Below are 26,602 nucleotides of genomic sequence, written 5' to 3'. Positions count from 1 at the left end.
GTGGCCCCACCGAAAAGGTTACGGCGCAGCAACCTCCATCATTCCGGTTGCCGTGCGGGCGGAATATTGCGGACGATACATGTCTTCCACCGTGGCTGCCGGATGGGTGTAAAGCCCTGGTGTTACCGCGCGCACGACATAAGCAAGCACGATCTGTTTTTTCTCGCCTGCCGAACGGTCGAATGCTGCGACAAAACGATCATCACGGAATTCGAGATGCGCAGCCTCTGTGCTTTCGAGCCAAGGGAAATTGCCGAGATCGGCACTGGAAACCAGACCTGGATTGTCGATCTCCAGACCCGCAGGCAGAAGATCGGTGACCAGCAGACGCGACTGCCATTGTTGCAGATCGTCGATCTTCAACACCACCACAAAACGCTCGTTCTGGTTGATGCCCGTGATGTTGGCTTCCTGTCCGTCGAGCGTGTAATAGGCGCGCTCAATGTTGAAGCCTTCGCCACCGGCGGGCAGCGATTGTGCGGGCGGTGCAACGGCTGTCACCACGGCATCCACGGCATCACTGCCGCGGTTCGTCACGACAAGCGGCTGGGCTTCGAGCGCATTGCCGTTGACCCGTTCGGAGAAAGCACCTTCATGGGCGGTGCCGTTGATGTCGAGATTGATCGCCGCATTGTTCTCCTTGAGACCACGGGCGGCAAGCAGCATCCAGGCCTGATCCTGTGTGCTGAGATATTTCGTCTGATCGCGCTCGTAACCAACCAGCGTGACGAGCGAAGGCAGCACTTTCGGTGCAGGCTTGCTTTCTGCCGCAAGCGCCAGCATGGCCGCACCATCACGCAGCCGCGAACCATAATCGGAGCGATTATAGTCGTATGCTGTGTTGGTGCTTGCGCGGTTGAGAGCGACGTTGAACACCCGGTCTGAACGCTGTTGGTCGCCATAAAGCGCCAGACCTGCGGCCAGTTGGGCAATCGCCATCGGGCTTGTGAAGTTATCGAGCTGGGTATCCGCGTAATAACGCAGATCACCGACCGAGGCCTTCTTGTTGCGCGCCAGCACATAGAGCGAGTAGGCGATCTCGTTGCCGCGATCCTTGGCGTCGATCGTGTAGCCGAGCGCATTTTGCAGATTGGACAGGGCCGAGAGCAGGGCCTCCTGTGGAACCACATAGCCCTTTTCGCGGGCACGGGTGAGGAAGTCGGTGACATAGGCATCAAGCCACAGATCACCGGAACCTGGTCCCCACAGGCCGAACGAGCCGGACGAGGACTGATAGCTCAGCACACGATAGATAGCGTCCTGCACACGCTTCTTGAGTTCATCCTGATCGCCAAGTCCGGCGCTTGCTTCGGAGCCTGCCGCCATTTCGCTCAAGTAAAGCAGGGGCAGGGCGCGGCTCGTCGTCTGCTCGGCGCAACCATATGGATAGCGGTCGAGCGCCATCAGAAGCGACGGCACGTCGAACGCCGCGCTGCGGGTGATACCGACGCTGACAAAAGCACCGTCGAGCAGGCTTTCCGAGAGCAGGCCGCCATCGATCTTGAGGCTACCGCCATTGGCCGGAAGGCTGACCACCTGACGTGTCGTGACTGGCAGATCAACCGGGCGCACCGGTAGTGACAGATTCTGTTCGATGGACAGCCCGGCATCATTTGCAAGGCGTATCGTAATATTGCCCTGTCCCGTTTTCTGCGCGTTGAGCGGCACAGCGACGGATTGGCGTTTGCCACCGGCAAGCGCTAGCGTGTCAGGATAAGAGCCGATTTCCGTGCCGAGATTATCGCTGGTTTCGACACTCAGACGATAATTTCCGTCAGGCGCGTCCGTATTGGCGATATCGAGGCGCAGTGTCGCCTGATCTCCCGGCGCCATGAAGCGCGGCAGGCCAGCCGTAATGACAACCGGATCGCGCACGATCACATCGCTGGATGCGTGACCAACGGCCTTGCTTGTCCATGCCACGGCCATAACGCGGGCGGTTCCGTTGAACTGCGGGATATCGAAATCAACATTTGCCTTGCCATCGCTATCCAGCTCGACAGGGCCGGAGAAGAGTGCAACAAGCTTTTCGGTCGGCGGGCTGCCTTCCGCAGCCATGTTGCCGCCGTCACCGCCGGTGCGCAGCTTGCCGGTGGTGCCAAGCGAACCATCGATAAGGCGTCCATACATGTCGCGCAGTTCAAGGCCGAGCTGGCGCTGGCCAAAGAACCAGTTTTCCGGGTTCGGAGCCTGATAACGTGTCAGGTTCAGTATGCCGACATCGACAGCGGCAACCATGACATAGGCCTGCTCGCCGCCTGCATTTTCCACCGAAACGGGAACCGAGAGCGTGCTGCGCGGGGTGATTTTCTCCGGCGGCGTCAGCTTGACGGCCAGTTGTTTGTCGGCTGGGTCAACCTTCAGCCATTTGAGGCCAATGGCGCGGGCGGGCATGCGGCTTTCCTGCGCGCTGCCCGGGCGGAAAAGCGTTGCGGTGACGTAAGCACCAGCGCCCCAGTTTTCGCCGACTGGAATGTCGATGGTTGCACCGTCAGCCGATACGCTCTCGCTGATGGTCGTCAGCAGCTTTTCCGCGCCGATGGTGATCAACAGCTCCCCGGCAAAACGCGGGCTGATTTTCAGCTTCGCGGTTTCACCGGCTGCGTAATGATCCTTGTCGAGCGCGATTTCGAGGCCATCCGGCGTTTCCGTCGAGGTCGCGGCCACATACCAGCCCGCGTCGAATTCGTAGCTTGAAGCCGGACCGGAAGCGTCGCCCGTCTCGATTTCAAGGCGATATCGACCCCAGTCGACCGGCTGGGTGATGCTCGCTTCCGCATCAGCCTTGAGGTCTATCTTGCCGGTTGCAACCGACTTGGTGAAGGTGACTGGCTCGTAGTTCCAGCTATTGCCGCTGCGATACCATTGGTAATTGCGCTCAACCTTCACAAGCGACCAGACGGCACCGTCAAGGTTCGTGCGGTTACCGTTGGCATCCGAAGCGATGAAGCTGAATTTCGCGGTGCCGCCTTGCGGTACTTCGTCACCGGAGAAATCCGGTCTGATGCCGATCATCGATCCTTGCGGACGAACGGCAAGGTCGAGCTTGCGTTCCACAGCACGACCACCGCTTTCGCGCATGCGGACGGTGACGGCTGCATTGATAAGACGGGTGGTGGATGGCAGGTCATCGATCACGACCGGGAAGGTCGCCTTGCCATCGTCGCCAACCTTGGGCAACTGATCCAGCGGAAGGCGGGTGGCTTCGCCCTGACCTTCATCGGCCAGACCGAAATAATAGCCTTTGAAACGGTCCCAGTCGCGCTTGGTCGAAAGCGTGACTTCGCCTTCGAGCGCCAATCCGGCGGCCGGTGCGCCATAGAGGAAGCGGCCATCGACGGTCACATTGGCAGCTTCGCCACTGGCGATTTCCGGCTTGTCCGATGTCAGGTCGAACTCAATGCGGTCTGGCACGAAATCTTCAACCAGGAACATTTGCGAGGCGACCGCCGGCTGCTTGGGGTCGGTGTAGATATTCAGGTTCCATGTGCCGCGCATGGCATTGGCGGCCAATGTCAGATCGACGGAATGTCCGCCTGCCTTGCTGCTGTCCGACACAAGGCGACGATCTTCCACGCCGTCTGGGCGCGTAAAGATGAAGGTCAGCGGCAGGTTGTCGACGGCGAGCGACGCATCATCTCGGGCAAGCGCTGCGGCATGGACTACTTCGCCTGCGCGATAGATGCCGCGTTCGGTCCAGGCATAAACGTCGAGCGCCTTGGGCGCTGCGCGCCCGGTGACACCGCGATCAGAAAGATCAAAGCCTGCACGCGCCATATCAAGGAAGACAAAATCATCTTCACCCTGATTGGCCATCAGCACCGCAGGAACCATGCCATCGGTGCCGCGCGTGAGACCTGCGGTAAAGGTGGCGCGACCGTCGCTATCGGTTGTCGCTTCGCCCAACACTTCGTTGTTGCGAGCCAGCAATGTCAGCTTGACGCCGGAAAGCGGCTCCGCCGTTTCGAGCGAACGCGCGAAGACATTGATGCCGTCCTGACCCGTATAGGTCGAAAGCCCGATATCCGACACAACGAACCACTGGGTCGCCTTGGTGTCATAGCTTTCGCCGCTTGCCTTGATCGGCTCAGCGGTCAGCACGTAGACGCCGGGCTTCCGCTGCGGCAGGGCTTCATCAATCGGGAAACTGGTGGTGACTTCCTTGTTCAGCTCTGCGGCGGCAGTGTCGATTTGGCCTTCCCAGACGGGAGCGCCCATCTGGTCAGAAATCGTGCTGACGTCATAGCCGTCGAGCTGACGCAGAAACTGGTAGCCGGACAAAAGCTGCGCCAGCGAACGGTCGCCGATGCGATAGAGCTTCACTTTGGCCGCGCTCATATTGACACTGACCAGTGGAATGCCGCGACGCGCCTTGGCAGGCAGCACAAAGCTGTCGCCGGTAAAGCGCACCGATGGAGCACGGTCCTGCACATAGACGGACAGGGTTACCGGTGCTGGCAGCGTCTCGCCAATAGCAGCGGGTAAACCGGCGCGGAAGGTGACGCTGTAGGTGCGGCCATGTTCCAGACCTTCGACGCAGATCTGGCGATCCTTGGCCTCAATAGCCTTGGGTGCGGCGCTGTCCAATGTCACGAAGCTGGAATAGTCGGTGCCGCTTTTGACCAGTTCTTCGGAAAACTGCGCGCAGATGCGCGGCGATGCATTGTCGTTATCGACACTGTGGTCGACGATGCGGAAACCCTTGCGGGCCTTTAGGTCTTCATAGGCGGCGCGGACCGAAGCCGAATTAACCAGATTGAGGCTCGCATCATAGGCCTGAAGGGCAGGGCGGGACAATTCGCGACGGTCAAGCGCCTCCGCCATCGCATTCAGTGCATTGGCGCGCGCGGCCTTGCTGCGCGAGGTCTGATAGCCGTTCCATGCTGCCGATGTGGCGTCGCGCTTGAACTTGGCGGTTTCTTCGCTGTTGGAAGGTTCTGTTGCCAAAGTGGCGAGAGCCAGACCGGTCCAGAGCGTGCTGTCGTCAGGCGAAGCGCCGGCTGCGGCAGCAAATTTCTCCATTGCCGTGCGCGGGTCGCTATTGGCGAGTGCGGAGGCAGCTTCGGCCTTCAGCGTGCTGAGGCCTTCGTTACTGTCCGCAGCCAGAATAGTGGTGCGGAAACGGCGGGCTTCATCGACAAGATTATCCGCGAAGAATGTAACGGCTGGTGGCGCGCCGATGTCGGCCTTGGCTGTGTCTTTGGTTGCACCCGATACAACCTTACCGGCAATGGAGCCGACCGAAGGATTGAGCTTGTTGAAATCGGTCTTGAGGAAGCACCATTTGACCTTCGGATTATAGGTGAAGGCTCGGCAGGCATTGTCACCGAGACAGGTGCTCTTGCATTGGTCCAGTGTCACGTTCTTCTGGGTCCGCAAGTCGAAGCCGAAATAATCGCTGTCTTCGGTGATTTCGATACGACGCGTTTCAGCGGCGTTCGACGGAGCGGGCGCCATGGCAAGCCCTGCGGTCAAACCAGTGATTGCAGCTAGCGTCAGGAAAACCTGTGCCCAAAGCGCACGACCCTGCTGCCGTTTGAAACCGTTAAGCATTTGCCTCTCCTTGCGATTTCGGTGCCCGACCACTGTCCCTTGGAAGAGCGGAAAGAATCTGCGCCATGTGAAGCTTGCGCACAACCCAGAGTCAAGTTGCTTTGCTAATATATACAATGTTCAATCATCATCACCCGTAATTATGACGGCTGTTCCGGCGCATCCGACAAGCGTGCTTTTGGCGTGCAAATTGAATGAGACGTGTCGCGATTGAGACTGAGCCTTGCGCCTATCGCCGTTACGTTTTCACTTTCTGACATCTTCGTTTGTTGTCCAACCTGGAGGAGGTAGACATGAGCAGGAACCGTGGCGTCGTCTATATGCGACCCGGAAAAGTCGAAGTACGTGACATCGAAGATCCGGTGCTGTCTGCACCCGATGGGAGGAAACTGGGTCACGGTGTCATTCTGAAAGTCATCTCGACCAATATATGCGGGTCGGACCAGCATATGGTGCGCGGACGCACGACGGCGATGCCCGGGCTTGTGCTTGGCCATGAGATTACCGGCGAAGTCATTGAGAAGGGTTCCGATGTCGAGATGCTCGAAGTCGGCGACATCGTTTCCGTGCCGTTCAATGTTGCCTGCGGCCGCTGCCGTTGCTGCAAGGAGCAGGACACCGGCGTCTGTCTGACTGTCAATCCATCACGCGCTGGCGGTGCGTATGGTTATGTCGATATGGGGGGCTGGATCGGCGGGCAGGCCCGCTACGTCATGGTGCCTTACGCCGATTTCAATCTGCTGAAATTCCCGGATCGTGACCGGGCGATGGAGAAGATCCGCGATCTCACCATGTTGTCGGATATTCTGCCGACCGGCTTTCACGGCGCGGTCAAGGCGGGTGTTGGTGTAGGCTCGGTGGTCTATGTGGCCGGTGCCGGACCAGTCGGGCTGGCAGCCGCAGCCTCGGCGCGTATTCTTGGCGCTGCCGTCGTGATGGTCGGAGACTTCAACAAGGAACGTCTGGACCATGCCCGCAAGGTCGGTTTTGAGCCGATTGATCTTTCCGCCAGCGACCGTCTGGGCGACATGATTGCGGAAGTCACCGGCAGCAATGAGGTGGACAGTGCCATTGACGCGGTGGGCTTCGAGGCTAGAGGCCATAGCGGCGGCGAACAGCCTGCTATCGTGCTGAATCAGATGATGGAAATCACGCGTCCTGCCGGTTCGGTTGGCATTCCGGGGCTCTACGTGACGGAAGATCCGGGTGCGGTGGATGGTGCGGCCAAGCAGGGCAGCCTGTCGCTTCGCTTCGGGCTCGGCTGGGCCAAAGCGCAGTCGTTCCATACGGGGCAGACGCCGGTTCTGAAATATAACCGGCAGTTGATGCAGGCGATCCTGCACGGCCGTCTGAACATCGCTGAAATCGTCAATGCGGAAGTCATTTCGCTTGAAGACGCAGCCGCTGGTTATGAGAGCTTCGACCAGGGCGTGGCGAAGAAGTTTGTGCTTGATCCGCACGGTATGCTCGGCAAGGCCGCGTAACCTTGCGAAACACAGAAGTGCTGCGCCCCCGCGCGGCGCTTCTGTTGTCGCCTATTCCGCGTCGCTACGCTAAAACACCAGGTGGTAGCGACGATGCGGAGATTTCAACATGACCGATATTCGCCTCAAACGGATCTATGAAGCGCCGTCAAGCGACGATGGTTATCGGGTTCTGGTCGATCGTGTCTGGCCGCGCGGCATGACCAAGGAAAAGGCCGCCATCGATCTCTGGGCAAAAGATATTGCCCCGTCCACCGATCTTCGCAAATGGTTCAATCATGATCCGGCAAAGTGGGACGAGTTTCAAAAGCGCTATTATGCCGAACTGCAAGATAAGTTGTCGGACCTCAAAGCACTGGTTGCCAAAGCCGGTGATGCGCCGCTGACATTACTCTACGGCGCTAAGGATGAGGAACACAATCAGGCCGTTGTGCTGTATGAATTCATACAGAAGATGCATCTCGATTAAATTATTAGATATTTCTGATATAGTATTGAATAGATGTCGAAAAATGTCATTCGTTATGAAGAATCATCGCTGATTTCAGATCGGCTGCTCTGTGATATAATCGCCCTCCGTCTATAGGATGCAGGCGACTGAGATGCTGGAAGCCGATAAAGTGTTCGCCGGTTCCATTCCGGAAAATTACGAGCGCTATATGGTGCCGTTAATTTTCGAGCGTTACGCTGCTGATATGGCCCAACGTGTGGTCAGTCTTTCCCCCGCAAACATTCTGGAAACCTGTGCCGGTACCGGTGCAGTCACGCGTGCTTTGGCACCGAGACTGGGCAGCGGCGCCCATTATATCGCAAGTGATCTGAACCAGCCGATGATTGCTTTTGCGGCCTCGCGGCAGCTGCCCGACAGCCGGATTGAATGGCGGCAGGCCGATGCTTTGGCATTGCCGTTTGAAGCTGCGCGTTTTGATGTGGTCTGCTGCCAGTTTGGTGCGATGTTTTTCCCCGACCGGATTGCCGGTTACCGGGAAGCGCGGCGCGTCCTGAAACCTGGTGGACGGCTTCTGTTCAGCGTCTGGGATCGTATCGAGGAGAACATCTTCGCGGATGACGTAACGCGTGCGCTTGCCGAGATATTTCCGCAGGATCCACCACGTTTTCTGGCGCGGACACCGCATGGCTATCACGACACGGCGCTTATCCGCAGGGAACTTGAGGAGGCAGGCTTCTCGAGTATCACGACCGAGACACGCGCCGAGCAAAGCTGTGCCTCGTCACCGCGCATCCCTGCCGTTGCTTACTGTCACGGAACTTTGCTTCGTCAGGAAATTGAAGCCAGAAATGCAGGCGGACTCACCCCAGCGACGGACTATGTGACCGAGGTGCTTTCCGAAAAGCATGGCAGCGGTGAAGTTTCTGCCAAAATTCAGGCGCATATCATTCAGGCTGTGGCGTGAAATCCTAGAACGAAAGCGCAATCAGATCGCTTCGGATTTGATCGCCATTGCCTTGCGAGAGGTTCTTTTCAATTTCCGCATGCGTGGAGGTCCAGATGGGAACTGCGGCAGCCAAGGCTGCCTTGCCATCCGGTGTCAGTTGCAGCAGGCGCTCGCGGCGGTCGGCAGGATTGACCAGTATTTCCACCCAGCCCTGTCTTTGCAGGGGCTTCAGCGCTGCGGTGAGGGTGGTCTGATCCATTGCCAGCAATTCAGCCACTGGTTTCATCGGCGGTGGCGCAGGCCGGTTGAGCGACATCATCAGGGAGAATTGCCCATTCGTCATGCCAACCGGACGAAGAGCTTCGTCAAAACGCCGCGCAAGCGCACGAGCCGCTCGCTGGACATGCAGGCAGAGGCAGGTGTCTCTGACCAAAAGGGTTGTTTCGAAAGGGACTTCAGGGACGTTTGACATGATCCATTAATATTGATATCAATGTAAATCGTCAAGCAAATATCCCGATATAAACTGGGCGTTTTACCATCCGGGGGGCGGAGGAGGACTTGCATCATGAATGAAGTCGTATCCCGCGAAGTCTGGCTTGAGGCGCGTCGCGCGCTTTTGGCCAGAGAAAAGGAAGCGACGCATCTTCGCGATCGCGTCAATCAGGAAAGACGGGCGCTGCCCTGGGTCAAGGTGGAGAAAGACTATGTCTTCGACACCCCGGCTGGGCGTCGAACACTGGCAGAGCTTTTTGACGGACGCAGTCAGCTGGTCGTCTATCATTTCATGTTCGGGCCGGAATGGGAGCAGGGCTGCGTTGGCTGTTCTTTCCTGGCAGATAATCTCGACGGTGCGCTGGCGCATCTCAACAATCATGATGTCACGCTTGTCGCTGTATCGCGTGGGCCTCTTGCAAAGCTGGAAGACTATAAGCGGCGCATGGGCTGGCATTTCCCATGGGTGTCATCTTATGGCGGCGATTTCAATTTTGACTTCCATGTGTCGTTCGACAAGGCCGAGATCGAAGAAGGGCGCGTTTTCTACAATTTCGACAGGCTGGCGCCAGAGCAGGCGCATGACGAACTGCCCGGCATGAGTGCCTTCATCAAGACTGATGACGGCACGATCTACCATACATATTCCAGCTATGCGCGTGGCATCGAGGAGTGGATCAGCACGCTGATGATCCTCGACCGTGCACCGAAAGGGCGTAACGAAGACAGCACGATGCACTTCGTGAAACGCCACGATGAATATGCTGCGCCAGCGGCAAAGCACAGCTGCTGTAGCTGAACGCTGAATTCAAATTCTGGGAGGAATGACAATGAATAACGGAGCATCACCGTTCGTCTGGTACGAACTCATGACCGAAGATGCCACTGAGGCCGCAAATTTTTACGGCAAGGTCGTCGGTTGGAATACCAAGGATTCGGGCGTCCCCGGTGTGAATTATACCCTGCTGGAAGCGCCCGGTTGTGCAGTCGCCGGTATGATGGCGCTGTCCGATATGCCAAGCGGAGATTGCGGCGCAAAGCCCGGCTGGCTCGGTTATATCGGTGTGGCCGATGTGGACGCAATGTCTGAGAAGGTTATCGCCGCGGGCGGTAAGATCCTTCAATCGGCTTATGATATTCCAACCGTTGGGCGGTTTGCCATCGTGGCGGACCCGCAGGGTTCAGTCTTTGCGCTTTTCGAGCCGAAAGACCCGCCAGAACCACCAGCCGATTTTGGTTCGCGCAAGGTGGGTCATCCCGGTTGGCATGAGCTTTATGCCAAGAACGGCGAGGAAGTCTTTGGCTTCTATGAGAAAGTGTTTGGCTGGAAGCTCGCACGCGATTTCGATATGGGCGGTATGGGCAAATACAAGATCTTCAGCGTAAACGGTGCGGATACAGGCGGCATCATGACGGCTCCGCCGAATGTGCCGCAGGGCTGGGGCTTTTACTTCATGGTGGATGGAACGAACGCCGCTGCCGAACGCGTCAAATCGCAGGGTGGCAAGGTTACATTCGGGCCGACCGAAGTGCCGAATGGCGAGTGGATCATCCAGTGTCTTGATCCGAAAGGCGTGGCTTTTTCACTGGTTTCAGCGACACAATAAAGATCGTGCGCGAAAGCGCATGAAACATTCAGAACGGCAGACGGCTTCTGGTTCTAAATCAGAAGTCGTCTTCGTGATGATAATGGCGCAGATAGGCGAATGCTGTTCCCACCAAAATCGGCAGAAGCAAGATTCCCGTCCAGAATATGATATTGCTCATTTTCTCCCTCCCTGTTGCCCTCAAACCGAAACGATAGCCTGAGACAGTATGCGGGCACTTCGAATAACGCAGAAAGCGGACATTTGTTCCAGTCAGCATCGCTTGCACGTAAAGCTATTGCCATAACGTCCGCGTTTGAGTAGAAGTGCGAATACATCAAGAGTTGGGGAGACGCCCAACGCCAACCTGCCGCTCCGGGCAAGGTGGTACTCCCTGACAAGGGAGGATGTGGCCAAACCGGCAACTATGCGGATAAAGCCACTCGCGTCTACCTGACAGAACTAGGGACCGACGCGATCATGCCGATAAAAATTCCTGACGATCTGCCAGCAACCAGTGTTCTCCAGGCCGAGGGCGTTATGGTCATGCGCGAGGCGGATGCCGTGCGTCAGGACATACGGCCCTTGCGCATCGGCCTGCTCAATCTTATGCCCAACAAGGCGACCACGGAAACGCAGATCGCACGCCTGCTGGGCGCGACGCCGCTTCAGGTGGAACTGACACTGGTGCGCATAACCAATCACGTCGCGCGCCATACCTCCGCCGATCACATGCTGTCTTTCTACCGCCCGTGGGAAGATGTGCGTGACGAGCGCTTCGATGGATTCGTGATCACCGGTGCGCCGGTGGAACGCTTGAACTTCGAAGACGTAACCTATTGGGATGAGTTGCAGCGTGTTTTCGACTGGACGCAGACCCATGTGCATCGCTCGCTGAACATCTGCTGGTCGGCGCAGGCCGCCGTTCATCATTTCCATGGCATGGGCAAGTATGAACTGCCGGCCAAGGCATCGGGCGTCTACAGCCAGCAGAATCTTGCGCCAGCATCGCCCTATCTGCGCGGTTTCTCGGATGATTTCACCATTCCGGTTTCACGCTGGACGGAAGTGCGCAAGGAGGACATTCCGCAGAATAGTGGTTTGAATGTTCTCGTCGATAGCGCTGAATCCGGCCTTTGTCTGCTGGAAGATCCAAACCATCGCGCGCTGCATATGTTCAACCATGTCGAATATGACACCACGTCGCTGGCTGACGAATATTTCCGCGATATCCAGGGCGAGCCAGAAACGAAGGTGCCTGCGAATTATTTCCCGGAAGATGATGCCACGCGCCCGCCGCAAAATCGCTGGCGCGGCCACGCGCATCTCCTGTTCGGCAACTGGATCAATGAGATTTACCAGTCAACGCCGTATGATCTGGAAAATATCGGCAAGAAGTGAGTGCCGCTGAATAAAGAAAACCCCGGAATGGAAGTTCCGGGGTTTTTGTTTGGGATGAAGCGAACTCAGCTGCCGACTCTGTCGAGCCAGCGATGCCATTCGGCTTCCGAACCATGGAACACGTTCAGGTCGATCTTGTTGCTCACGCCCTGAGACAGACCCGATCCGGAATATTGCCAGAACAGCCATGGGCGGCCCGGATAGACCTTGGATGGGTGCTGGGCGACAGCGCGCAACCAGAACGGATAGTCGTTGAACGCGCCTCTCAGATTGTCGTCATAGAAATCCGGTGCGGTATAGATGACCGGGCGCTTGCCGTAGTGGCGCTCAAGCTTGTCCATGAAGACTTGCATCTTCTCGCGCACCTGTTGCGGCGAAGGACGGCGGCGGCAGGCGGAATCACCATTCCATTCCACGTCGATCACCGGCGGTAGCGCATCAGGATCCTTCGGCACATTGCGGATGAACCAATCGGCCTGCTCGCTGGCGACACGGCACCAGTAGAAAAAGTGATAAGCGCCGCGCTTGATTCCAGCTTCCTTGGCCTCACGCCAGTTTTTGCGGAACATCGGGTCGAGATGGTCGCCACCATCGGTCGCCTTGATATAGGCAAAGTTCGCGCCTTGCGTGCGCAGCTTTGGCCAGTCGATATCGCCCTGCCAGCGCGAGACGTCAACGCCGTGAACTGCGAGCTTGCGCGGTGACGCACGGCCAAAATTGATCGGCTTTGCATCACGGAAGCGGTGGCTATAAATTCTGGAGCGGTCCTGTGCCGTACGGGCTTGCGGTTCCAGACGCACTGCCGGATAGGCCGCGACCTGCGGTGCAGGTACACGCGGCGCTGCCGCTTGCGGAGCTGGGGCTGGTATCTGCGCGACGGGGCGCTCCTGCAAGGGCGCGCGCGGTTGCGGCGCAACGGGTGCAGGCGGTTGAACCTTGAACGGTCCGCCATCAGGAACAGGTCCGGCCCAGGCGAGCACTTCTTCTTGCGGGGGAAGCGGCTGTGCACGCGGCGCGCTTGCCGTTTCGGTTACGGCTGCGGGCGGAACTGGCCTCACAACAGAACTGGTCATCTCCGCCGAGGGTTTCGGCTGGAGCATGATGCTGTCGATGCCGGAACTCGATGTGCAGCCCGACAGGGCGGCGCAAGCGAGCGCAATGGCAGACACGACCAAAAAACGCGAAGGCGAAGAACGCATGGGCACCCGTACTCAAAACAAATGGGCTGCAACGCTCTTCCGAGTCATTGCTTTGTTTAGAGTAGCGGCAAAAACTGAATCCAAAGTTTACGAAAGTGCTAACGCACGCGGTTCAAATTGAGCTTTCGAGGACTTTTATCAATGCTGTTGCAGATTTCTCCAGATGGGCTTCATCAAAACCTGAGAAACCGAGGAGAAGTCCCTGTCGCGGCAGGAAAAACCTGTAGAGCGGGGAGAGCGGTTGAACGTTAATCCCGGATTCTGCAAGTTTTTCTACAAGTGCCACATCATTTTGGTTGTCGGAAAGCGCGAGCAGCAGGGTCAGGCCCGCAGGCGGCGCTTCGATCCTGAAAAGTGCCGGTTCACCGGGCGACAATGCCGCGATGAGCTTGTTGCGACGGGACGCATAGAGACGACGCATTCTCCGGATGTGCTGGGCGAAGGCGCCGGTTTCGATGAATTGCGCCAGCGTCGGTTGAGCGAGAAGCGACGGCGGCGGCAAAAGCTCTTGTCGAAGTGTGCGAAACTTGTCTGTCAGTTGTGGAGGCACAATCAGGAAGCCGAGCCGCAAGACGGGCGAGAACACTTTCGAGAAACTGCCTATATAGAGAATGCGGTCGCGGTCGAGCGACATCAGGGCCGGAAGCGGCTGGCCGATATAGCGGTGCTCACTGTCATAGTCGTCTTCGATGATGAACGCGTCGCTCTCGCGAGCCCAGGCGATAAGATCAAGCCGCCGGGCCAGCGGCATGGTTACGCCTGTGGGATGATGGCGGGCAGGCGTTACAAATGCCGCGCGTGCATGCATGGCGGCTTGCCGTCCCGCTGTCACATCTAGACCATTGCCATCGACAGGCACCGAGATGACGTCAATTCCCTGCCCGCCAAGAATGTTTCGGGCGGGAGAATAGCCCGGCTCTTCCATCCAGATTTTGTCGCCCGGTGCGAACATGGCTTCACGGAGCAGAGAAAACGCGTCGGTGCTGCCGCCAGTAATCAGAATTTGCGCGGGGTCAACAGCCATGCCGCGCCATTCGTGCAGGTGGCGGGCGAGGGCGGCGCGCAGCGGCAAATAGCCGAAAGGATCGTGCCCGTTCAGCAGGCTGGTGTCAGGGTTGCGCCAGATGCGTCCAAGCAGCTTGCCCCATTCCGCATGGGGAAAATGATCGCTGTCGAACACGCCTTGCTGAAAAGGCTGCGGGAGACGCGCTGTCTTGGTTATGATTTTTGCTGTTTTGAAAGTGGCGGCTGGCCCGGTTTTCAGTGTCACTTCCGGCAATTGAGCGGCTATGCGTGTGCCTGAACCATGCTTGCCTTCCAGATACCCCTCCGCGATCAACTGGTCGTAGGCTGCCAGCGCCGTGGCGCGAGACACACCCAACTCTTCTGCAAAGGCGCGCGTCGAGGGCAGACGGCTTTCAGGCTTCAGCCTTCCGGTGAGAACGGCCTGCCTTATCTGTTCTGCCAACTGCACGGCGAGCGGAATATCGCTTGTCCGGTCAATGCCGAACTCCGGTATCGATGCGATAAGTGGCATGGGTCTATATCTTTTAAGTGGTTATTTTCAACATACCACTATGGCGGCATTTTGCGTGCATTGAAAGTCCAAATGCAGACGGGAATGACCAGCATGACGAATGCCCCCACAGAAAGAGCCAGAGTGAAACGCCTGCATGATCGCGGCCATTATGATGCGGACAGCGTGCATGCGATCATTGATGCGCAGCCGCTTGCCCATGTGGCTTATGTCTTCAATGGCACGCCCTATGTGTCGCCGACGCTGGTATGGCGGGAAGGTAATTTCATCTACTGGCATGGCTCATCGGCAAGCCGCATGCTGGAAGCTTGCGAGGAAGCGGAAGTCTGTGTCAGCTTCGCAACCCTGGACGGGTTCGTTCTGGCGCGTTCTGCTTTTCACCATTCCTGTAACTATCGTTCCGTGATGGCTTTCGGCACTGCGAAGAAGATTACGGATGTCACGGCGAAGGAACGGCACTTGCGCAACTTCGTGAACGGGCTGTTTCCTGACCGCTGGGAAGGGCTGCGTCCGATGATGGCCAAGGAACTGAAGGCGACCATGCTTCTGGAACTGGAGCTGAACGAAGCGTCGGCGAAGGTTCGCTCCGGTCCGCCGAAGGATGATGAGCCGGATTACGCGTTGCCGATCTGGGCAGGGGTCATTCCGGTGACGACGCAGCTTGGTGAGCCGATTGACGATGACCGCCTGTTGCCGGGTGTAACTGCTCCACAAAATGTACAGCAATTCGGCTATCTGGCAGATGCGGCGGAGTGAGTAGCCCAAGCGTCAGACCGTCAGCCACGTAAACTGAGCCTAGGCGGTCTTGGAGTGTATGACGGGGAACTGATCAAGCGTCGGGCTCGTTTCCGCACGGTGCTTGACGCTCTCGATCTGCTTCATGAGTTCGGCGATCTTTTCCGGTTGGAAGACGCCGCACTCGTAAATCTGGATGATTTCACGGACCAATTCGTCCTTCAGGGGCGAGGTAACAGGACAGCAGCCAATAGCCGTGCAAGTCTGAATATAGGCTTGCTGCAACCTTGCCAGCTCGTCGGCCTTGAACCGCCCAAAGTAATAGTCCCTCGAAAAAGGCATTCCCATGCATTCCGCAATGTGACCGGTGGAGGCGATCCACGCGCGTCTGTGTTCGGAAACTTCTCAGTCTGCTGAAGCTAACTATAGCATATGACCGGAGATCGTAACCGCCAATCGTTTACGTCTTCTAAAATATTTGGATTTTTTGGAATATTTATTACAAGAATAAGTATTGTTTTACTCAATAATGCATCTCTTACTGGCGCCTGCTTTTGTGGGATAGGGCTCAGCGTAGAAACGCTATATTTGCTTCCGTTGTCATGGCCATGGCTTGCATGAGCGCTGCTGCATGCAGCAATCGGTCTTTTTCCGCGCTGCTGGCGGTCTCCGATAAGGCCAGAATCCGGCCTGCACTAGCCTTAGTGGTTTCGATCAACGATGCGGGCTCGAAAACAGCCAGCGTCCGAAGCATATTCTGAACAGCTATGCGCACATCCGGCACCGGATGGTCTGTCAATTGCGCAAGCTCCAGCGCTGCCGAGCCGAGATTCAAGACGGCCAGCATGCCGCGCAAATCCTGATGCGCTTCGGGTGACGCAGCCGAAGTCTCCGTCACCAGCAGACGCGAGATGCGGTCAGCGCTCTGGCTGATCCATGCCTCGATGGAAATTGAGCGCGGCGAAGCCCCGATTTTCTTCAGGCTGTCGCGCATGGCGCGTTTCATGCGGCGCTGCGCAGCATGGGTGCTCGGCGGGAAGAGCAGCGAGAAAACAAGCGTTCCGATGCCGATGCCGAGAAGAAGCGCGATCACGCCGTTCAGAAATGAGGTGGCGTCGACCCGCGTGAAGTTATCGGGTCCGATCAAATCCCAGAAAAAGATTGCGAATGCCGAGCCTTTGGCAATTGTCGAAGGATTGCGCATGGCAAGCCCGGCGCAGATCAGCACTGGAGCAATGACGATCGTAAAGGGCAGGAAGCCCCATATGACTGGCAAAACGCCGAAATTCATGATCGCCGCGACGACCGCAGCGATGGCGGAACCCTTCAGAAATTCCGTGCCGCTGGCAACTGGATTTGGTCTGGTTGCGAAAAGGGCGTTGACCACACCAACGACAATGACGAAACCCGCACCGGACGGCCATGCGGTAAAGATCCAGATCGCCGATGCCGCGACCAGAGCCACGAATGCGCGAATACCGTTGATCACCGCCGCCGTGTGGTCGACATGGTAGGACAGGCGAACACGGTTGGCTTTTGGATGGGTTGTGTCGAGTTCGGCCTCGATACCCAAAGCCTGTTCCTGAAAACCGAGCATGCTGCGCAAGCGGTACAAAAACATCAGCCGCCCGGATGCGAGTTCGGCATTACCGGCCGTTTCTGCTTCCGCCGTCCGGATGATCTTTTCGCGAAGGGCTTCCAGATCGACGCTTTCGTCGCCATCCGCAATCCGCGCCATGGCGTCTCGTGCTTCCAGCAGCAAAGGATCGTCACGGGTGGTTTGCGGCGGCATTTCCAATATGGCGCGAACAGCCGATGCCTGTTGCAGCGTGACGACCATGGCCTGACGGAGATAGCCCACGCTGCGCCTGACGGTGACAGAACTCGCGGCCTTGTATTCAATGGCGGTATCGAAGGCGATGGCATTGCGATAGGCGGTTTGGAGCGCGCCGGTTCCAGCTTCCCCGCCGAGCATTTCCGCGCAGAGTTTTGCCGTCTGTCGCATGAACTTTCCAAGCTGCGCGCGGGCCTCCTCGAAGGGATTGTCGGTACTGAACAGCCAGGTAATGATTGCTTCAGTGACGATGCCGAGTGCGATGTAGATCAACCGGGATACGGCGATTTCAAACACATTTTCCGGATCGGACAGCGAGTCGATGGCAACGATGGCCGCCGTATAGCCAGCGAGTACCGCGCCATAGGAGCGAAAGTTGCGCAAGCCCGTCGAAAGAGCGGTGCAAAGGCCGATCCAGCTTGCAAGGACCAGCAGAAACAAGGTTGGCGTCTGGATGAAGATTGCTGTGAGCAATACGGCCACCACAACGCCGATTGCCGTGCCCATCAGGCGGTAGATGCTCTTGGAAACGCTCATTGCGCGGCTGCTTTGAGCGACGATCCATACCGTCATGGCGGCCCATTTCGGGTCGTCCATATTCATAAGGAAGGCGATATAAAGCGCGATCAGCGATGCGGCGGTGGTGCGTACCGCAAAAATGAGATCGTTGCGCTTGATGATCATGATTTCAATAGGTTGCCGCGAGAGGCTGAAAAAGTGGCGATGTTAAGTAACGACGATGATAGAGGTTTGGCGGCTGCGTCAAGCAACTATTGTTTCAAAACGCCGTGTGTAGGCCGTGTAGAGGTTGTTGCTCTATATTCCGAAGCCATAAAATAGGCTGCAAGTTTATTGAAAGCTGATTGAAAGCTTGGCTGCTGTAACCATTCTCGACCGATTAGAGGAATCGGCTGCATATCAGGAGGAGGGTTCGGCTTTTGCCGGACTGAAGCATTCCTTGGAGGAGCCTATATGAAAATTTCAACGAATTCGCTTCGGCTTGTTTGGCGCGCTGCGCTTTTGAGCGGTGTCATGGCGCTCGGCGCCGGTGCTGCGCATGCCGAAAAACTGACGGTTATTGTCGGCGGCATGGAAAAGCAGATTTATCTGCCAGCTGTACTGACCGAAAAGCTTGGTTACTTCAAGGATGAAGGTCTCGACGTCGAGCTGATCAACAGCCGCGCAGGCGTGGACGCCGAGAACGAGTTGCTTGCCGGAGCCGCGCAGGCCGTGGTTGGCTTCTACGACCACACCATCGATCTTCAGTCGAAGGGCAAGTTCATCCAGTCCATCGTGCAGTTCAGCCAGGCACCGGGCGAAGTGGAACTGGTTTCGACGAAATATGCCGACCAGATCAAGTCGCCTGCCGATTTCAAGGGCCACACGCTGGGCGTGACGGGCCTTGGCTCTTCCACAGACTTCCTGACGCAGTATCTGGCCGTGCGCAACGGGCTGAAGCAGGGCGATTACACGCTGCTGCCGGTTGGCGCGGGCAATACCTTCATCGCAGCCATCAAGCAGGACGCTATTCAGGCCGGTATGACCACCGAGCCGACGATTGCCACCATGCTCAAGACTGGTGAAGCCAAGGTTCTGGTCGATATGCGCACGCCGGAAAAGACCGCCGAAGCGCTTGGCGGACCTTACCCGGCAGCATCCTTCTATGTGCAGTCGGCCTGGCTCGAAACCCATAAGGAAGAAGCGCAGAAGCTGACTAATGCTCTGGTCAAGACCATGCGTTACATCGCTTCGCACAGCGCCGAAGAAATCGCCGATCAGATGCCGAAAGATTACTATGTCGGCGACAAGAACCTTTATGTGAAGGGTCTGGCTGAAGGCAAGGCGCAGTACACGCCGGATGGCCGTATGCCGAAGGATGGTCCGGAAACCGTTCTGAAGGTGCTCGCAACCTTCAAGAAGCCGTTGCAGGAAAAGCAGATCGACCTGTCGAAGACCTATACGACGGAATTTGTCGACAAGGCTAACGCGACGCTCGACGCCGCGAAGTAAGCGGGCCCCCGGCTGGCGTTCGCAAATGAACGTCAGTCCCGCCGACCCAAACACATTCAACAGCATTGCAGGCGCGCAGTAACAAGTATTGCGCGCGAGCGGTGCCGCACATCCGCGAGGAACCTATGCTGATGGAAGCCCCGAAAACCATTGCGCGCGACGAAGCCGGTAATGGCGCGCCCGCAATCGAACTCAACAATGTGACCCGACGCTTCGTCACGCCCGACGGCAAGATGATGACGGCACTGCGCGATTTCACCATGCATGTCGGCAAGGGTGAGTTTGCCTGCGTCGTCGGCCCCACGGGTTGCGGCAAGTCCACAACGCTCAATCTCGTGACCGGTCTTGCCAAGCCGAGCGCCGGTGAAGTGCGCCTGATGGGACAGCCCATCGAGGGCATCAGCCCCGATATCGGCTTTGTGTTTCAGGCGGATGCGCTGTTTCCCTGGCTCAATGTCATCGACAATGTGAGCGCCGGCCCGCGCTATCGCGGCATGGGCAAGGAAGAAGCCTATGAAAAGGCGCGCAGCTGGATTGCCCGCGTTGGTCTTGCGCGCTTTGAAAAGCACTATCCGCATCAGCTTTCTGGCGGTATGCGCAAGCGCGTGGCGCTGGCCCAGACCTTCATCAATGAGCCGAAAATCCTGCTCATGGACGAGCCGTTCAGCGCGCTCGACATTCAAACCCGCACGCTGATGCAGGGTGAGTTGCTTGATCTCTGGCAGCAATCGGGTGCATCGGTGATTTTCGTTACCCACGACCTCGAAGAAGCCATCGCGCTTGCCGACAAGGTTTACGTGCTGACCGCCGGACCGGCCACGGTCAAGAGCGTCTATAATATCGACATTCCCCGCCCGCGCGTCATGGAAGACATTCGTTACGACGACAAATTCGTCGAAATCGCAAAAGTGATCTGGGACGACCTGCGTGAAGAAGTGCAGATCGGCCAGCAGCGCGCGCTGGCAAGCGGCAAATAAAACCGGGAGGAACCGACATGACCGCACAAACTCTTGCTTCTCCCGCGGGCGCTCAGGCCAATGGCAGCGCTGCGGAACTCGCCCGCACGGAAGCGACCTTCCGCGCCAAGTCGCGCCAGCGTCGCGCCGTCGTTATTCTCGTTCGCCTCGCCATTCTGTTCGCGGTCCTTGGCGGCTGGGAACTGGGCGCACGCACGGGCTTTATCGATCCGTTCTTCTTTGCCAGCCCGTCGGGCATCGCTGACCAGATATGGATCTGGATCACGGAAGGCACATCGCAGGGTCCGCTTTCCGAGCAGATCATCGTGACGCTTGAAGAAACCGTACTCGGCTTCCTCATCGGTGCTGTCGGCGGTGTCATCTGCGGCATCATTCTCGGTCGTAACAAGTTTCTGGCCGATGTGTTTTCGATCTATATCAAGATCGCCAACTCGATCCCGCGTGTTGTTCTCGGCTCGATCTTCATCATCGCGCTCGGTCTCGGCATGGCCTCCAAGGTCGCACTCGCCGTGGTCATGGTGTTCTTCGTGGTCTTCGCCAATGCGTTTCAGGGTGTCCGCGAAGCGGATCGCGCCTTGATCGCCAATGCGCAGATTCTCGGCGCTTCGCCGTCGCAGATCACCCGCTCGGTCATTATCCCCTCGGCCATGAGCTGGATTCTGGCCAGCCTGCATGTCAGCTTCGGCTTCGCGCTTGTCGGTGCTGTGGTTGGTGAATTTCTGGGCGCCAAGAAGGGCGTTGGCCTGATGATTTCGACGGCGCAGGGCTCGTTCAATGCCAATGGCGTTTTCTCCGCCATGGTCATTCTGGCCGTGCTGGCACTGGTGGTCGAATACATCATCACGCTGATCGAAAACCATCTCGTCAAGTGGCGTCCGCAGGCTCTGTCCGAACAGGGCAGGTGATAACAAAAACTGAGAATTGATAGAGCGGTTCCGTCGGAACCGCTCTATCCGTTTGTTTTCACGCATTATCCTACGCAAAACCGCTTCGCACTTTTGCTGGAAATGCTCTTAAATCAGGCGGCGGGCAAGGTCACAATGACCGTAAGCCCGCCGCCTTTCGTTTCCTGAAGCTGCACATCGCCATCCGCCGCATCGGCAACTTCCCGTACGATGGCAAGGCCGAGACCGCTTCCTTCAGCAACCGTTCCCGGCACACGATAGAAGCGCTCGAACACATGTTCGCGCTCCGCAACCGCAATGCCGGGGCCGTTATCTTCGACCATGATACGAACCTGACCATTCTGGCCATCGATGCTCAAGGTCACCATGCCGCCTTGTGGTGTGTAGCTGAGGGCATTGTCCACCAGATTGACGATCATTTCGCGCAGCATCGTGCCATCGCCTGAGACCGTTGCATTCTCCGTTTTCAGATCGAAGCCAAGATCGATATTGCGGTCGAAGGCCTTTCCGGCAAGGCTTTCCAGCACCTGCTTTCCGGCTTCGGCCAGATCGATCCGGTCGGCGCGCGGGCGCCTGCTGCCGGGCTCCGCACGCGATAGCGTCAACAATTGCGCGGCGAGGCGGGAGAGTTGCATGGCCGTGCTTTTGAGGCTGACGAGCACTTCATTTCGATCATCCTCACTGGTCGTGCGCACGGCAAAACTCGCCTGCGTCGTCAGCGTGGCAATCGGGGTTCGAAGCTGATGCGCAGCGTTCTGGATAAACCGGCGCTGCGCCGACATCTGCTTGCGTACTCGCTCCATATATTGGTTGAGCGCGGTGACCAGCGGTCGCAATTCCGTCTGCACGGTCTGAGGATCGAAGGCCTCCAGCTCCGATTTGCGATTGCGCACTTCGTTGCGCAGCCGGATGAGCGGGCGCAACACGAAACGCAGCCCCAGCAGGGATAAAGCGCCCGCTGCGATGATGAGCAGGGATTGCTGCCATACCGAATGCAGCCAGAGATCGCGCTGCATGGCATCGTAACCAGCCATGGTCACACCGACGATGACATCGATAGCTTGCGGCAGGTTCGAAGAAGCGGCAACGGGGTGGCGCAAAACCACGAGCCGCAATGCGTGGTCACGATAGGTCCCCAGATAATGCTGCGGATCATAGTTGGTGATTATCGCGGGCTTCGGCAGATCGGGATAACCAGCCAGAAGGCGGCCATCCGACGTTTCGACGCGATAATAAACGCGGTCTCCGTAGCCTGTCGAAAACATTTCCAGAGCGACCGGCGGTATCACGGCATCAATGGCATCGTGCGACGCGGCGGTCGCTTCGCCAATTGCACGGGCCGAAGCTGTCAGCATCCGGTCGGAGACGATGCCTGCGATATTTTCCGAGGAGCGCCACGCAGTCCAGAGATTGAGGGCCGCCACAACGATCAGCGGCACAACAATCCACGAGACAAGCTGGGCGCGAAGACTTTGGGACAGTCTGGAGAAAAGGCGAGCCATATCAGCCTGCGTCACGCAGAAGATAGCCAAGGCCGCGTAATGTCACGATTTCCGCCTTGCTGCCTTCGATTTTTTTGCGCAATCGGTGAATGTAGATTTCGATGGCATTTTCGTCCGTCTCGCTGTCAAAATCATAGATGCCCTGAACCAGTGTCGCCTTGCTGACGGTGGTTCCAATCCGGCGCAGCAGCTGTTCCAGCACCGCATGTTCCTTGGGTGCCAGCGGCAGCGCATCCTCTCCCACCGAAAACAGCCGGGTATTGGTGTCGAAGCGCAGCAAGCCGCAAGTGACGACCGGTGCAGTGCGCTGGCTTGCCCGGCGCAGATGCGCACGAATACGCGCTTCCAGCTCGCTTAGTTCGAAGGGCTTTGCAAGATAATCGTCTGCTCCGGCGTCCAGCCCGCGAATACGACCATCGAGGCTCGCATTGGCGGTGAGTATAATGACCGGCACTTCATTACCGCGTTTGCGTATCTGCTCCAGCACATCCAGCCCGGTCTTGTCCGGCAGGCCGAGATCAAGAATGACGAGATTATATTCCGTGAAAGCCAAAGCCTGTTCAGCGTCGGCGGCATCGTGAACCGTATCGACGTTGTAATTCGACTGTTGCAGGCTTTTGGCAAGCCAGCTCGCGAGGGTCAGATTGTCTTCGACAAGCAATATACGCATAAGCGGCGATGATAGAGCACAACCGAAGAACTGTGAAACGGTTTTGAGAGAAGATACGCGTAAAAACAAAATGTTAGAGCGCTAACTTGATTCAACAAAGCTGAGCCTAAACCGATAAGGCGGCCTTCACATTGCGGTCGTCGGACGTTATAAGCGTTTCGGCTTACCGGATGTGAGGATAAGACCTTGAAAATCGGCGTTGTTACCGTTTCTGACCGTGCAAGTCGCGGCGAATATGAGGATCTGAGCGGTCCTGCCATCGAAGCATGGCTGAAGAGCGCAATCGTCACGCCATATGAAACGATAAAGCGCGTCATTCCCGACGGGATGGCGTCGGTACGCGATACGCTGATTGCGCTTTGCGACGACGAGGCTTGTGATCTGATCCTGACCACCGGCGGCACAGGCCCGAGCCCGCGCGATGAGACAACGGAAGCGATGCACGCTGTGCTGCACAAGGAATTGCCGGGTTTTGGCGAGTTGATGCGTCGCGTCAGTCTGGAACAGACGCCGACGGCCATTCTTTCGCGCCAGACGGCAGGCAGTCGCGGCAAGAGTTTCATTTTGAACTTGCCGGGCAAGCCAGCATCCATCGCAATGACCTTGCAGGCGGTCTTTCCCGCTATCCCGTATTGTTTGGATTTGATCGGTGCAGGCCGCATCGAAACCGACCCTGCCATCGTTAAGGCGCATCGTCCTAGCTAAGAAAAATCGCCCAGCGATTCCCGATTTGGACGGGATTCTACATTGCCTTTCGTCTGTTGTCATCACGACGAATTGCGCAACCCTGCTTTGCACTTTTATATGATTTCAACGCTTGCTTTTCCCTGAAACCGCGCCGAATAATAGCGAAAAAAGGGGTACTAAGTGAAGCCATTTGACGAAATGCTCAACCATGGCGGGAATGTCCGCCCACCTTACGAATTTCTCAAACAGTGGCTCGACGGCCAGGATTCTGGCAAGCTTTTGCAGAAGTCTCATGATGCTGAAAGCGTCTTTCGCAAGACCGGTATCACCTTTGCGGTCTATGGCGATCAGGAAGCCGCAGAGCGGCTTATTCCCTTCGATATTATCCCGCGGATTATTTCCGGTCAGGAATGGCGACGTCTGTCGCAGGGCATCGAACAGCGCGTCATGGCGCTCAATGCCTTTCTTGACGATATTTATCATCGGCAGGAAATCATCAGGGCAGGGCGCATCCCCAAGGAGCTGATCACCAAGAACGAGGCATTTCTGCCTGAAATGATCGGTTTTCGTCCGCCCGGTAATGTCTATACGCATATTATCGGCGTCGATATCGTGCGCACGGCGGAGAACCAGTTCTATGTGCTGGAGGACAATGCCCGCACGCCATCCGGCGTTTCCTATATGCTGGAAAATCGCGAAACGATGATGCAGCTTTTCCCGGAGCTGTTCCAGAACGTCAAGGTGCGTCCGGTCGAGAACTATCCGCAACTTCTGCGCCAGTCGCTGGCCAGTGTTGCACCTCCCGGCACACAGGGCGTGCCGACCGTCGCGGTGCTGACGCCCGGCATTTATAATTCCGCCTATTTCGAACATGCGTTTCTGGCCGACCAGATGGGTGTCGAGCTGGTGGAAGGAAGCGATCTGCGGGTCGTCGACGGGCGCGTGGCGATGCGCACCACGCAGGGCTATCGCGCCATCGACGTGCTTTACCGTCGCGTGGACGACGCTTATCTCGACCCACTGACGTTCCGTCCGGATTCGACGCTCGGGGTTGCCGGCATCATGGATGTCTATCGCGCGGGCAATATCACCATTGCCAATGCGCCGGGCACCGGCATCGCGGACGACAAGGCGATCTATTCCTACATGCCGGAAATCGTCGAGTTCTATACGGGACGCAAGGCGATCCTCGAAAACGTGCCGACATGGCGCTGTTCGGAACCGGACAGTCTGGCCTATGTGCTCGACAATCTTGCCGATCTCGTCGTCAAGGAGGTGCATGGTTCTGGCGGTTACGGCATGCTGGTCGGGCCTGCTTCCACCAAGGCGGAACGGGAAGCCTTTTCGAAGAAGCTCAAGGCCCGTCCGCGCAACTATATCGCACAGCCGACGCTGGCGCTTTCCACGACCCCGATCTTTACGGAAAAGGGTCTGGCGCCGCGCCATGTCGATCTACGTCCCTTCGTGCTGGTTTCCGATCGTATCCGCATCACGCCCGGCGGCTTGACCCGAGTGGCGTTGAAGGAGGGATCACTCGTTGTGAACTCCAGTCAGGGTGGCGGCACCAAGGATACCTGGGTTCTGGACGACTAGACGTTACGTGAATACGATTTTGTATGCGTGGAACCCGGCATCAAGACCGGAGCGCGAAGACGGAGCCGAAAAGGCTCAACAAGGGGAATGATTTCATGCTTTTAGGCCGCACGGCAAACGGGCTTTTCTGGATGTTCCGCTACATCGAACGGGCGGAAAACATGGCCCGCCTGGTGGATGCCGGATTGCGCATGGCGCTGACCAAGACGTCCGATGCACCGGAGGAATGGTCTTCCGTGGTGGTGTCGGCGGGCGCGAGTCAGGCCTTTTCCGCCAAATATGATGCATACAATGCTGCAAATGTTGCTGATTTCCTGTTGCGGGACACCAGCAATCCATCGAGCGTGATGTCGTGTTTTGAGACAGCGCGTTCCAATGGGCGCATGGTGCGCACCGCGCTGACGCGTGAAGCATGGGAAAGCGTCAATGAAGCATGGATGCTTTTGAAAAAGTCGCTGAGCAAGCCTTTGAAGGAAAGCGACCTGCCGCCGCTTCTCGACCAGATCAAACGCGAAACTGCACTGATCCGTGGTGCTTTTCACGGCACCATGCTGCGCAACGAGATTTTCGATTTTGCGGGCTTGGGCACTTTCATAGAGCGCGCCGACAATACGGCGCGCATTCTCGACGTGAAATATTATGTGCTTTTGCCAGCCATATCCTATGTCGGCACGACACTTGATAATTATCAGTGGGAATCGATCCTGCGCTCGGTTTCGGCGCATCGCTCCTATCGCTGGGTTTATGAGGGCGATTATCGTCCTGCCCATGTGGCTGACTATCTGATCCTGAACGGGCGCATGCCGCGCTCGCTGAACTATTGCTATCGCAGTATCAACGAGCATCTGGATTTCCTGTCCAAGGACTACGGCAACAATGCCACCTGTCATGAAACAGGGGAGAAGATTTTTTCGACACTGCAAAATCAGGACATAAGTGCCATCTTCGATGTGGGACTGCATGAATTCCTGACGGACTTCATCAAGTGCAACAACCGGCTCGGCAACGAGATCGCTGAAACCTATAATTTCTATTGA

21 protein-coding genes and 1 riboswitch are annotated in these 26,602 nt (G+C 57.3%); of the genes, 13 read left to right on the top strand and 8 right to left on the bottom strand.

The genetic code is table 11. The features are described from left to right. Positions 1-18: 18 nt before the first annotated feature. The gene (locus tag FHW00_RS04250) at positions 19-5,457 is read right to left on the bottom strand and encodes an alpha-2-macroglobulin family protein (RefSeq protein ID WP_113533516.1); all 5,439 of its coding nucleotides are present in this window, start codon (positions 5,455-5,457) and stop codon (positions 19-21) included. A 389-nt stretch (positions 5,458-5,846) separates the two neighbouring features. Between FHW00_RS04250 and fdhA the strand changes: the two genes are divergently transcribed. From fdhA to FHW00_RS04235, 3 genes are all read left to right on the top strand, one after another. Beyond that, entirely contained in the window at positions 5,847-7,037 is a 1,191-nt protein-coding gene (gene fdhA, locus FHW00_RS04245; protein WP_113533470.1) for a formaldehyde dehydrogenase, glutathione-independent, read from the top strand. A gap of 109 nt (positions 7,038-7,146) precedes the next feature. Next, positions 7,147-7,506: a DUF488 domain-containing protein gene (locus tag FHW00_RS04240; protein ID WP_078337035.1), complete on the top strand. Its 360-nt coding sequence runs from the start codon at positions 7,147-7,149 to the stop codon at positions 7,504-7,506. Between the two features lie 133 nt (positions 7,507-7,639). Continuing rightward, complete coding sequence (locus tag FHW00_RS04235) at positions 7,640-8,452, top strand: class I SAM-dependent methyltransferase (protein ID WP_078337034.1); 813 nt, start codon at positions 7,640-7,642, stop codon at positions 8,450-8,452. A gap of 4 nt (positions 8,453-8,456) precedes the next feature. Here FHW00_RS04235 and FHW00_RS04230 read toward each other — a convergent pair whose 3' ends face one another. After that, entirely contained in the window at positions 8,457-8,906 is a 450-nt protein-coding gene (locus FHW00_RS04230) for a MarR family winged helix-turn-helix transcriptional regulator (protein ID WP_078337033.1), read from the bottom strand. A 93-nt stretch (positions 8,907-8,999) separates the two neighbouring features. On the opposite strand from FHW00_RS04230, the gene FHW00_RS04225 reads away from it, so the two are divergent. The 3 genes from FHW00_RS04225 to metA all read left to right on the top strand — a co-directional run bounded on the left by FHW00_RS04225 (position 9,000) and on the right by metA (position 11,916). Next, positions 9,000-9,728, top strand: a complete 729-nt coding sequence (locus tag FHW00_RS04225) for a DUF899 domain-containing protein (protein ID WP_176168283.1) — start codon at positions 9,000-9,002, stop codon at positions 9,726-9,728. 31 nt (positions 9,729-9,759) lie between these two features. Beyond that, a complete protein-coding gene (locus FHW00_RS04220) occupies positions 9,760-10,536 on the top strand; it encodes a VOC family protein (RefSeq protein ID WP_078337031.1) in 777 nt (258 codons plus the stop codon). 308 nt (positions 10,537-10,844) lie between these two features. Continuing rightward, positions 10,845-10,954: riboswitch (SAM-I-IV-variant riboswitch) on the top strand. 41 nt (positions 10,955-10,995) lie between these two features. Further along, a complete protein-coding gene (gene metA, locus FHW00_RS04215) occupies positions 10,996-11,916 on the top strand; it encodes a homoserine O-acetyltransferase MetA (protein WP_078337030.1) in 921 nt (306 codons plus the stop codon). Between the two features lie 65 nt (positions 11,917-11,981). Here the strand turns inward: metA and FHW00_RS04210 are convergent, their stop codons facing one another. After that, complete coding sequence (locus tag FHW00_RS04210; RefSeq protein WP_182514635.1) at positions 11,982-13,115, bottom strand: glycoside hydrolase family 25 protein; 1,134 nt, start codon at positions 13,113-13,115, stop codon at positions 11,982-11,984. 112 nt (positions 13,116-13,227) lie between these two features. Then, positions 13,228-14,652 carry a MocR-like pyridoxine biosynthesis transcription factor PdxR gene (pdxR, locus tag FHW00_RS04205; RefSeq protein WP_078337029.1) on the bottom strand — a complete coding sequence of 475 codons (1,425 nt, stop codon included), beginning with the start codon at positions 14,650-14,652 and terminating at the stop codon, positions 13,228-13,230. Between the two features lie 93 nt (positions 14,653-14,745). Here pdxR and FHW00_RS04200 point away from each other — a divergent pair, with 93 nt between their 5' ends. Then, positions 14,746-15,408 carry a pyridoxamine 5'-phosphate oxidase family protein gene (locus tag FHW00_RS04200; protein ID WP_078337089.1) on the top strand — a complete coding sequence of 221 codons (663 nt, stop codon included), beginning with the start codon at positions 14,746-14,748 and terminating at the stop codon, positions 15,406-15,408. A 39-nt stretch (positions 15,409-15,447) separates the two neighbouring features. On the opposite strand, the gene FHW00_RS04195 is transcribed toward FHW00_RS04200, so the two are convergent. Further along, complete coding sequence (locus FHW00_RS04195) at positions 15,448-15,729, bottom strand: hypothetical protein (RefSeq protein WP_078337028.1); 282 nt, start codon at positions 15,727-15,729, stop codon at positions 15,448-15,450. A gap of 226 nt (positions 15,730-15,955) precedes the next feature. Next, the gene (locus FHW00_RS04190) at positions 15,956-17,905 is read right to left on the bottom strand and encodes an FUSC family protein (RefSeq protein ID WP_078337027.1); all 1,950 of its coding nucleotides are present in this window, start codon (positions 17,903-17,905) and stop codon (positions 15,956-15,958) included. 288 nt (positions 17,906-18,193) lie between these two features. Between FHW00_RS04190 and FHW00_RS04185 the strand changes: the two genes are divergently transcribed. The 3 genes from FHW00_RS04185 to FHW00_RS04175 all read left to right on the top strand — a co-directional run bounded on the left by FHW00_RS04185 (position 18,194) and on the right by FHW00_RS04175 (position 21,113). Then, positions 18,194-19,231, top strand: coding sequence for an ABC transporter substrate-binding protein (locus tag FHW00_RS04185; protein WP_078337026.1), 1,038 nt, complete (start codon positions 18,194-18,196; stop codon positions 19,229-19,231). 125 nt (positions 19,232-19,356) lie between these two features. Then, the gene (locus FHW00_RS04180) at positions 19,357-20,208 is read left to right on the top strand and encodes an ABC transporter ATP-binding protein (protein ID WP_078337025.1); all 852 of its coding nucleotides are present in this window, start codon (positions 19,357-19,359) and stop codon (positions 20,206-20,208) included. Between the two features lie 17 nt (positions 20,209-20,225). Beyond that, positions 20,226-21,113, top strand: coding sequence for an ABC transporter permease (locus FHW00_RS04175; RefSeq protein WP_078337024.1), 888 nt, complete (start codon positions 20,226-20,228; stop codon positions 21,111-21,113). A 113-nt stretch (positions 21,114-21,226) separates the two neighbouring features. Here FHW00_RS04175 and FHW00_RS04170 read toward each other — a convergent pair whose 3' ends face one another. Then, positions 21,227-22,615, bottom strand: coding sequence for a sensor histidine kinase (locus tag FHW00_RS04170; RefSeq protein ID WP_078337088.1), 1,389 nt, complete (start codon positions 22,613-22,615; stop codon positions 21,227-21,229). 1 nt (position 22,616) lies between these two features. Continuing rightward, positions 22,617-23,285, bottom strand: coding sequence for a response regulator (locus tag FHW00_RS04165; RefSeq protein WP_078337023.1), 669 nt, complete (start codon positions 23,283-23,285; stop codon positions 22,617-22,619). 186 nt (positions 23,286-23,471) lie between these two features. On the opposite strand from FHW00_RS04165, the gene mog reads away from it, so the two are divergent. From mog to FHW00_RS04150, 3 genes are all read left to right on the top strand, one after another. Further along, the gene (gene mog / locus FHW00_RS04160; protein ID WP_078337022.1) at positions 23,472-23,990 is read left to right on the top strand and encodes a molybdopterin adenylyltransferase; all 519 of its coding nucleotides are present in this window, start codon (positions 23,472-23,474) and stop codon (positions 23,988-23,990) included. Positions 23,991-24,152: 162 nt separating this feature from the next. Beyond that, on the top strand, positions 24,153-25,565 hold the full coding sequence (locus FHW00_RS04155; RefSeq protein ID WP_078337021.1) for a circularly permuted type 2 ATP-grasp protein: 1,413 nt from the start codon (positions 24,153-24,155) through the stop codon (positions 25,563-25,565). 95 nt (positions 25,566-25,660) lie between these two features. Next, positions 25,661-26,602 carry an alpha-E domain-containing protein gene (locus FHW00_RS04150; protein ID WP_078337020.1) on the top strand — a complete coding sequence of 314 codons (942 nt, stop codon included), beginning with the start codon at positions 25,661-25,663 and terminating at the stop codon, positions 26,600-26,602.

The sequence above is a fragment of the Ochrobactrum sp. P6BSIII genome, from assembly GCF_014138065.1.
In the GTDB taxonomy this organism is placed as follows: Bacteria; Pseudomonadota; Alphaproteobacteria; order Rhizobiales; family Rhizobiaceae; genus Brucella.
Note: the sequence above shows the minus strand (reverse complement) of the source record. Positions and strands in the feature narration are given on the sequence as shown.

Coding starts and splice junctions, on each gene's coding strand:
- FHW00_RS04250 (WP_113533516.1), bottom strand. CDS start 5,457: ATGGCGCCCGCTCCGTCGAACGCCGCTGAAACGCGTCGTATCGAAATC.
- fdhA (WP_113533470.1), top strand. CDS start 5,847: ATGAGCAGGAACCGTGGCGTCGTCTATATGCGACCCGGAAAAGTCGAA.
- FHW00_RS04240 (WP_078337035.1), top strand. CDS start 7,147: ATGACCGATATTCGCCTCAAACGGATCTATGAAGCGCCGTCAAGCGAC.
- FHW00_RS04235 (WP_078337034.1), top strand. CDS start 7,640: ATGCTGGAAGCCGATAAAGTGTTCGCCGGTTCCATTCCGGAAAATTAC.
- FHW00_RS04230 (WP_078337033.1), bottom strand. CDS start 8,906: ATGTCAAACGTCCCTGAAGTCCCTTTCGAAACAACCCTTTTGGTCAGA.
- FHW00_RS04220 (WP_078337031.1), top strand. CDS start 9,760: ATGAATAACGGAGCATCACCGTTCGTCTGGTACGAACTCATGACCGAA.
- metA (WP_078337030.1), top strand. CDS start 10,996: ATGCCGATAAAAATTCCTGACGATCTGCCAGCAACCAGTGTTCTCCAG.
- FHW00_RS04210 (WP_182514635.1), bottom strand. CDS start 13,115: ATGCGTTCTTCGCCTTCGCGTTTTTTGGTCGTGTCTGCCATTGCGCTC.
- pdxR (WP_078337029.1), bottom strand. CDS start 14,652: ATGCCACTTATCGCATCGATACCGGAGTTCGGCATTGACCGGACAAGC.
- FHW00_RS04200 (WP_078337089.1), top strand. CDS start 14,746: ATGACGAATGCCCCCACAGAAAGAGCCAGAGTGAAACGCCTGCATGAT.
- FHW00_RS04195 (WP_078337028.1), bottom strand. CDS start 15,729: ATGCCTTTTTCGAGGGACTATTACTTTGGGCGGTTCAAGGCCGACGAG.
- FHW00_RS04190 (WP_078337027.1), bottom strand. CDS start 17,905: ATGATCATCAAGCGCAACGATCTCATTTTTGCGGTACGCACCACCGCC.
- FHW00_RS04185 (WP_078337026.1), top strand. CDS start 18,194: ATGAAAATTTCAACGAATTCGCTTCGGCTTGTTTGGCGCGCTGCGCTT.
- FHW00_RS04180 (WP_078337025.1), top strand. CDS start 19,357: ATGCTGATGGAAGCCCCGAAAACCATTGCGCGCGACGAAGCCGGTAAT.
- FHW00_RS04175 (WP_078337024.1), top strand. CDS start 20,226: ATGACCGCACAAACTCTTGCTTCTCCCGCGGGCGCTCAGGCCAATGGC.
- FHW00_RS04170 (WP_078337088.1), bottom strand. CDS start 22,615: ATGGCTCGCCTTTTCTCCAGACTGTCCCAAAGTCTTCGCGCCCAGCTT.
- FHW00_RS04165 (WP_078337023.1), bottom strand. CDS start 23,285: ATGCGTATATTGCTTGTCGAAGACAATCTGACCCTCGCGAGCTGGCTT.
- FHW00_RS04150 (WP_078337020.1), top strand. CDS start 25,661: ATGCTTTTAGGCCGCACGGCAAACGGGCTTTTCTGGATGTTCCGCTAC.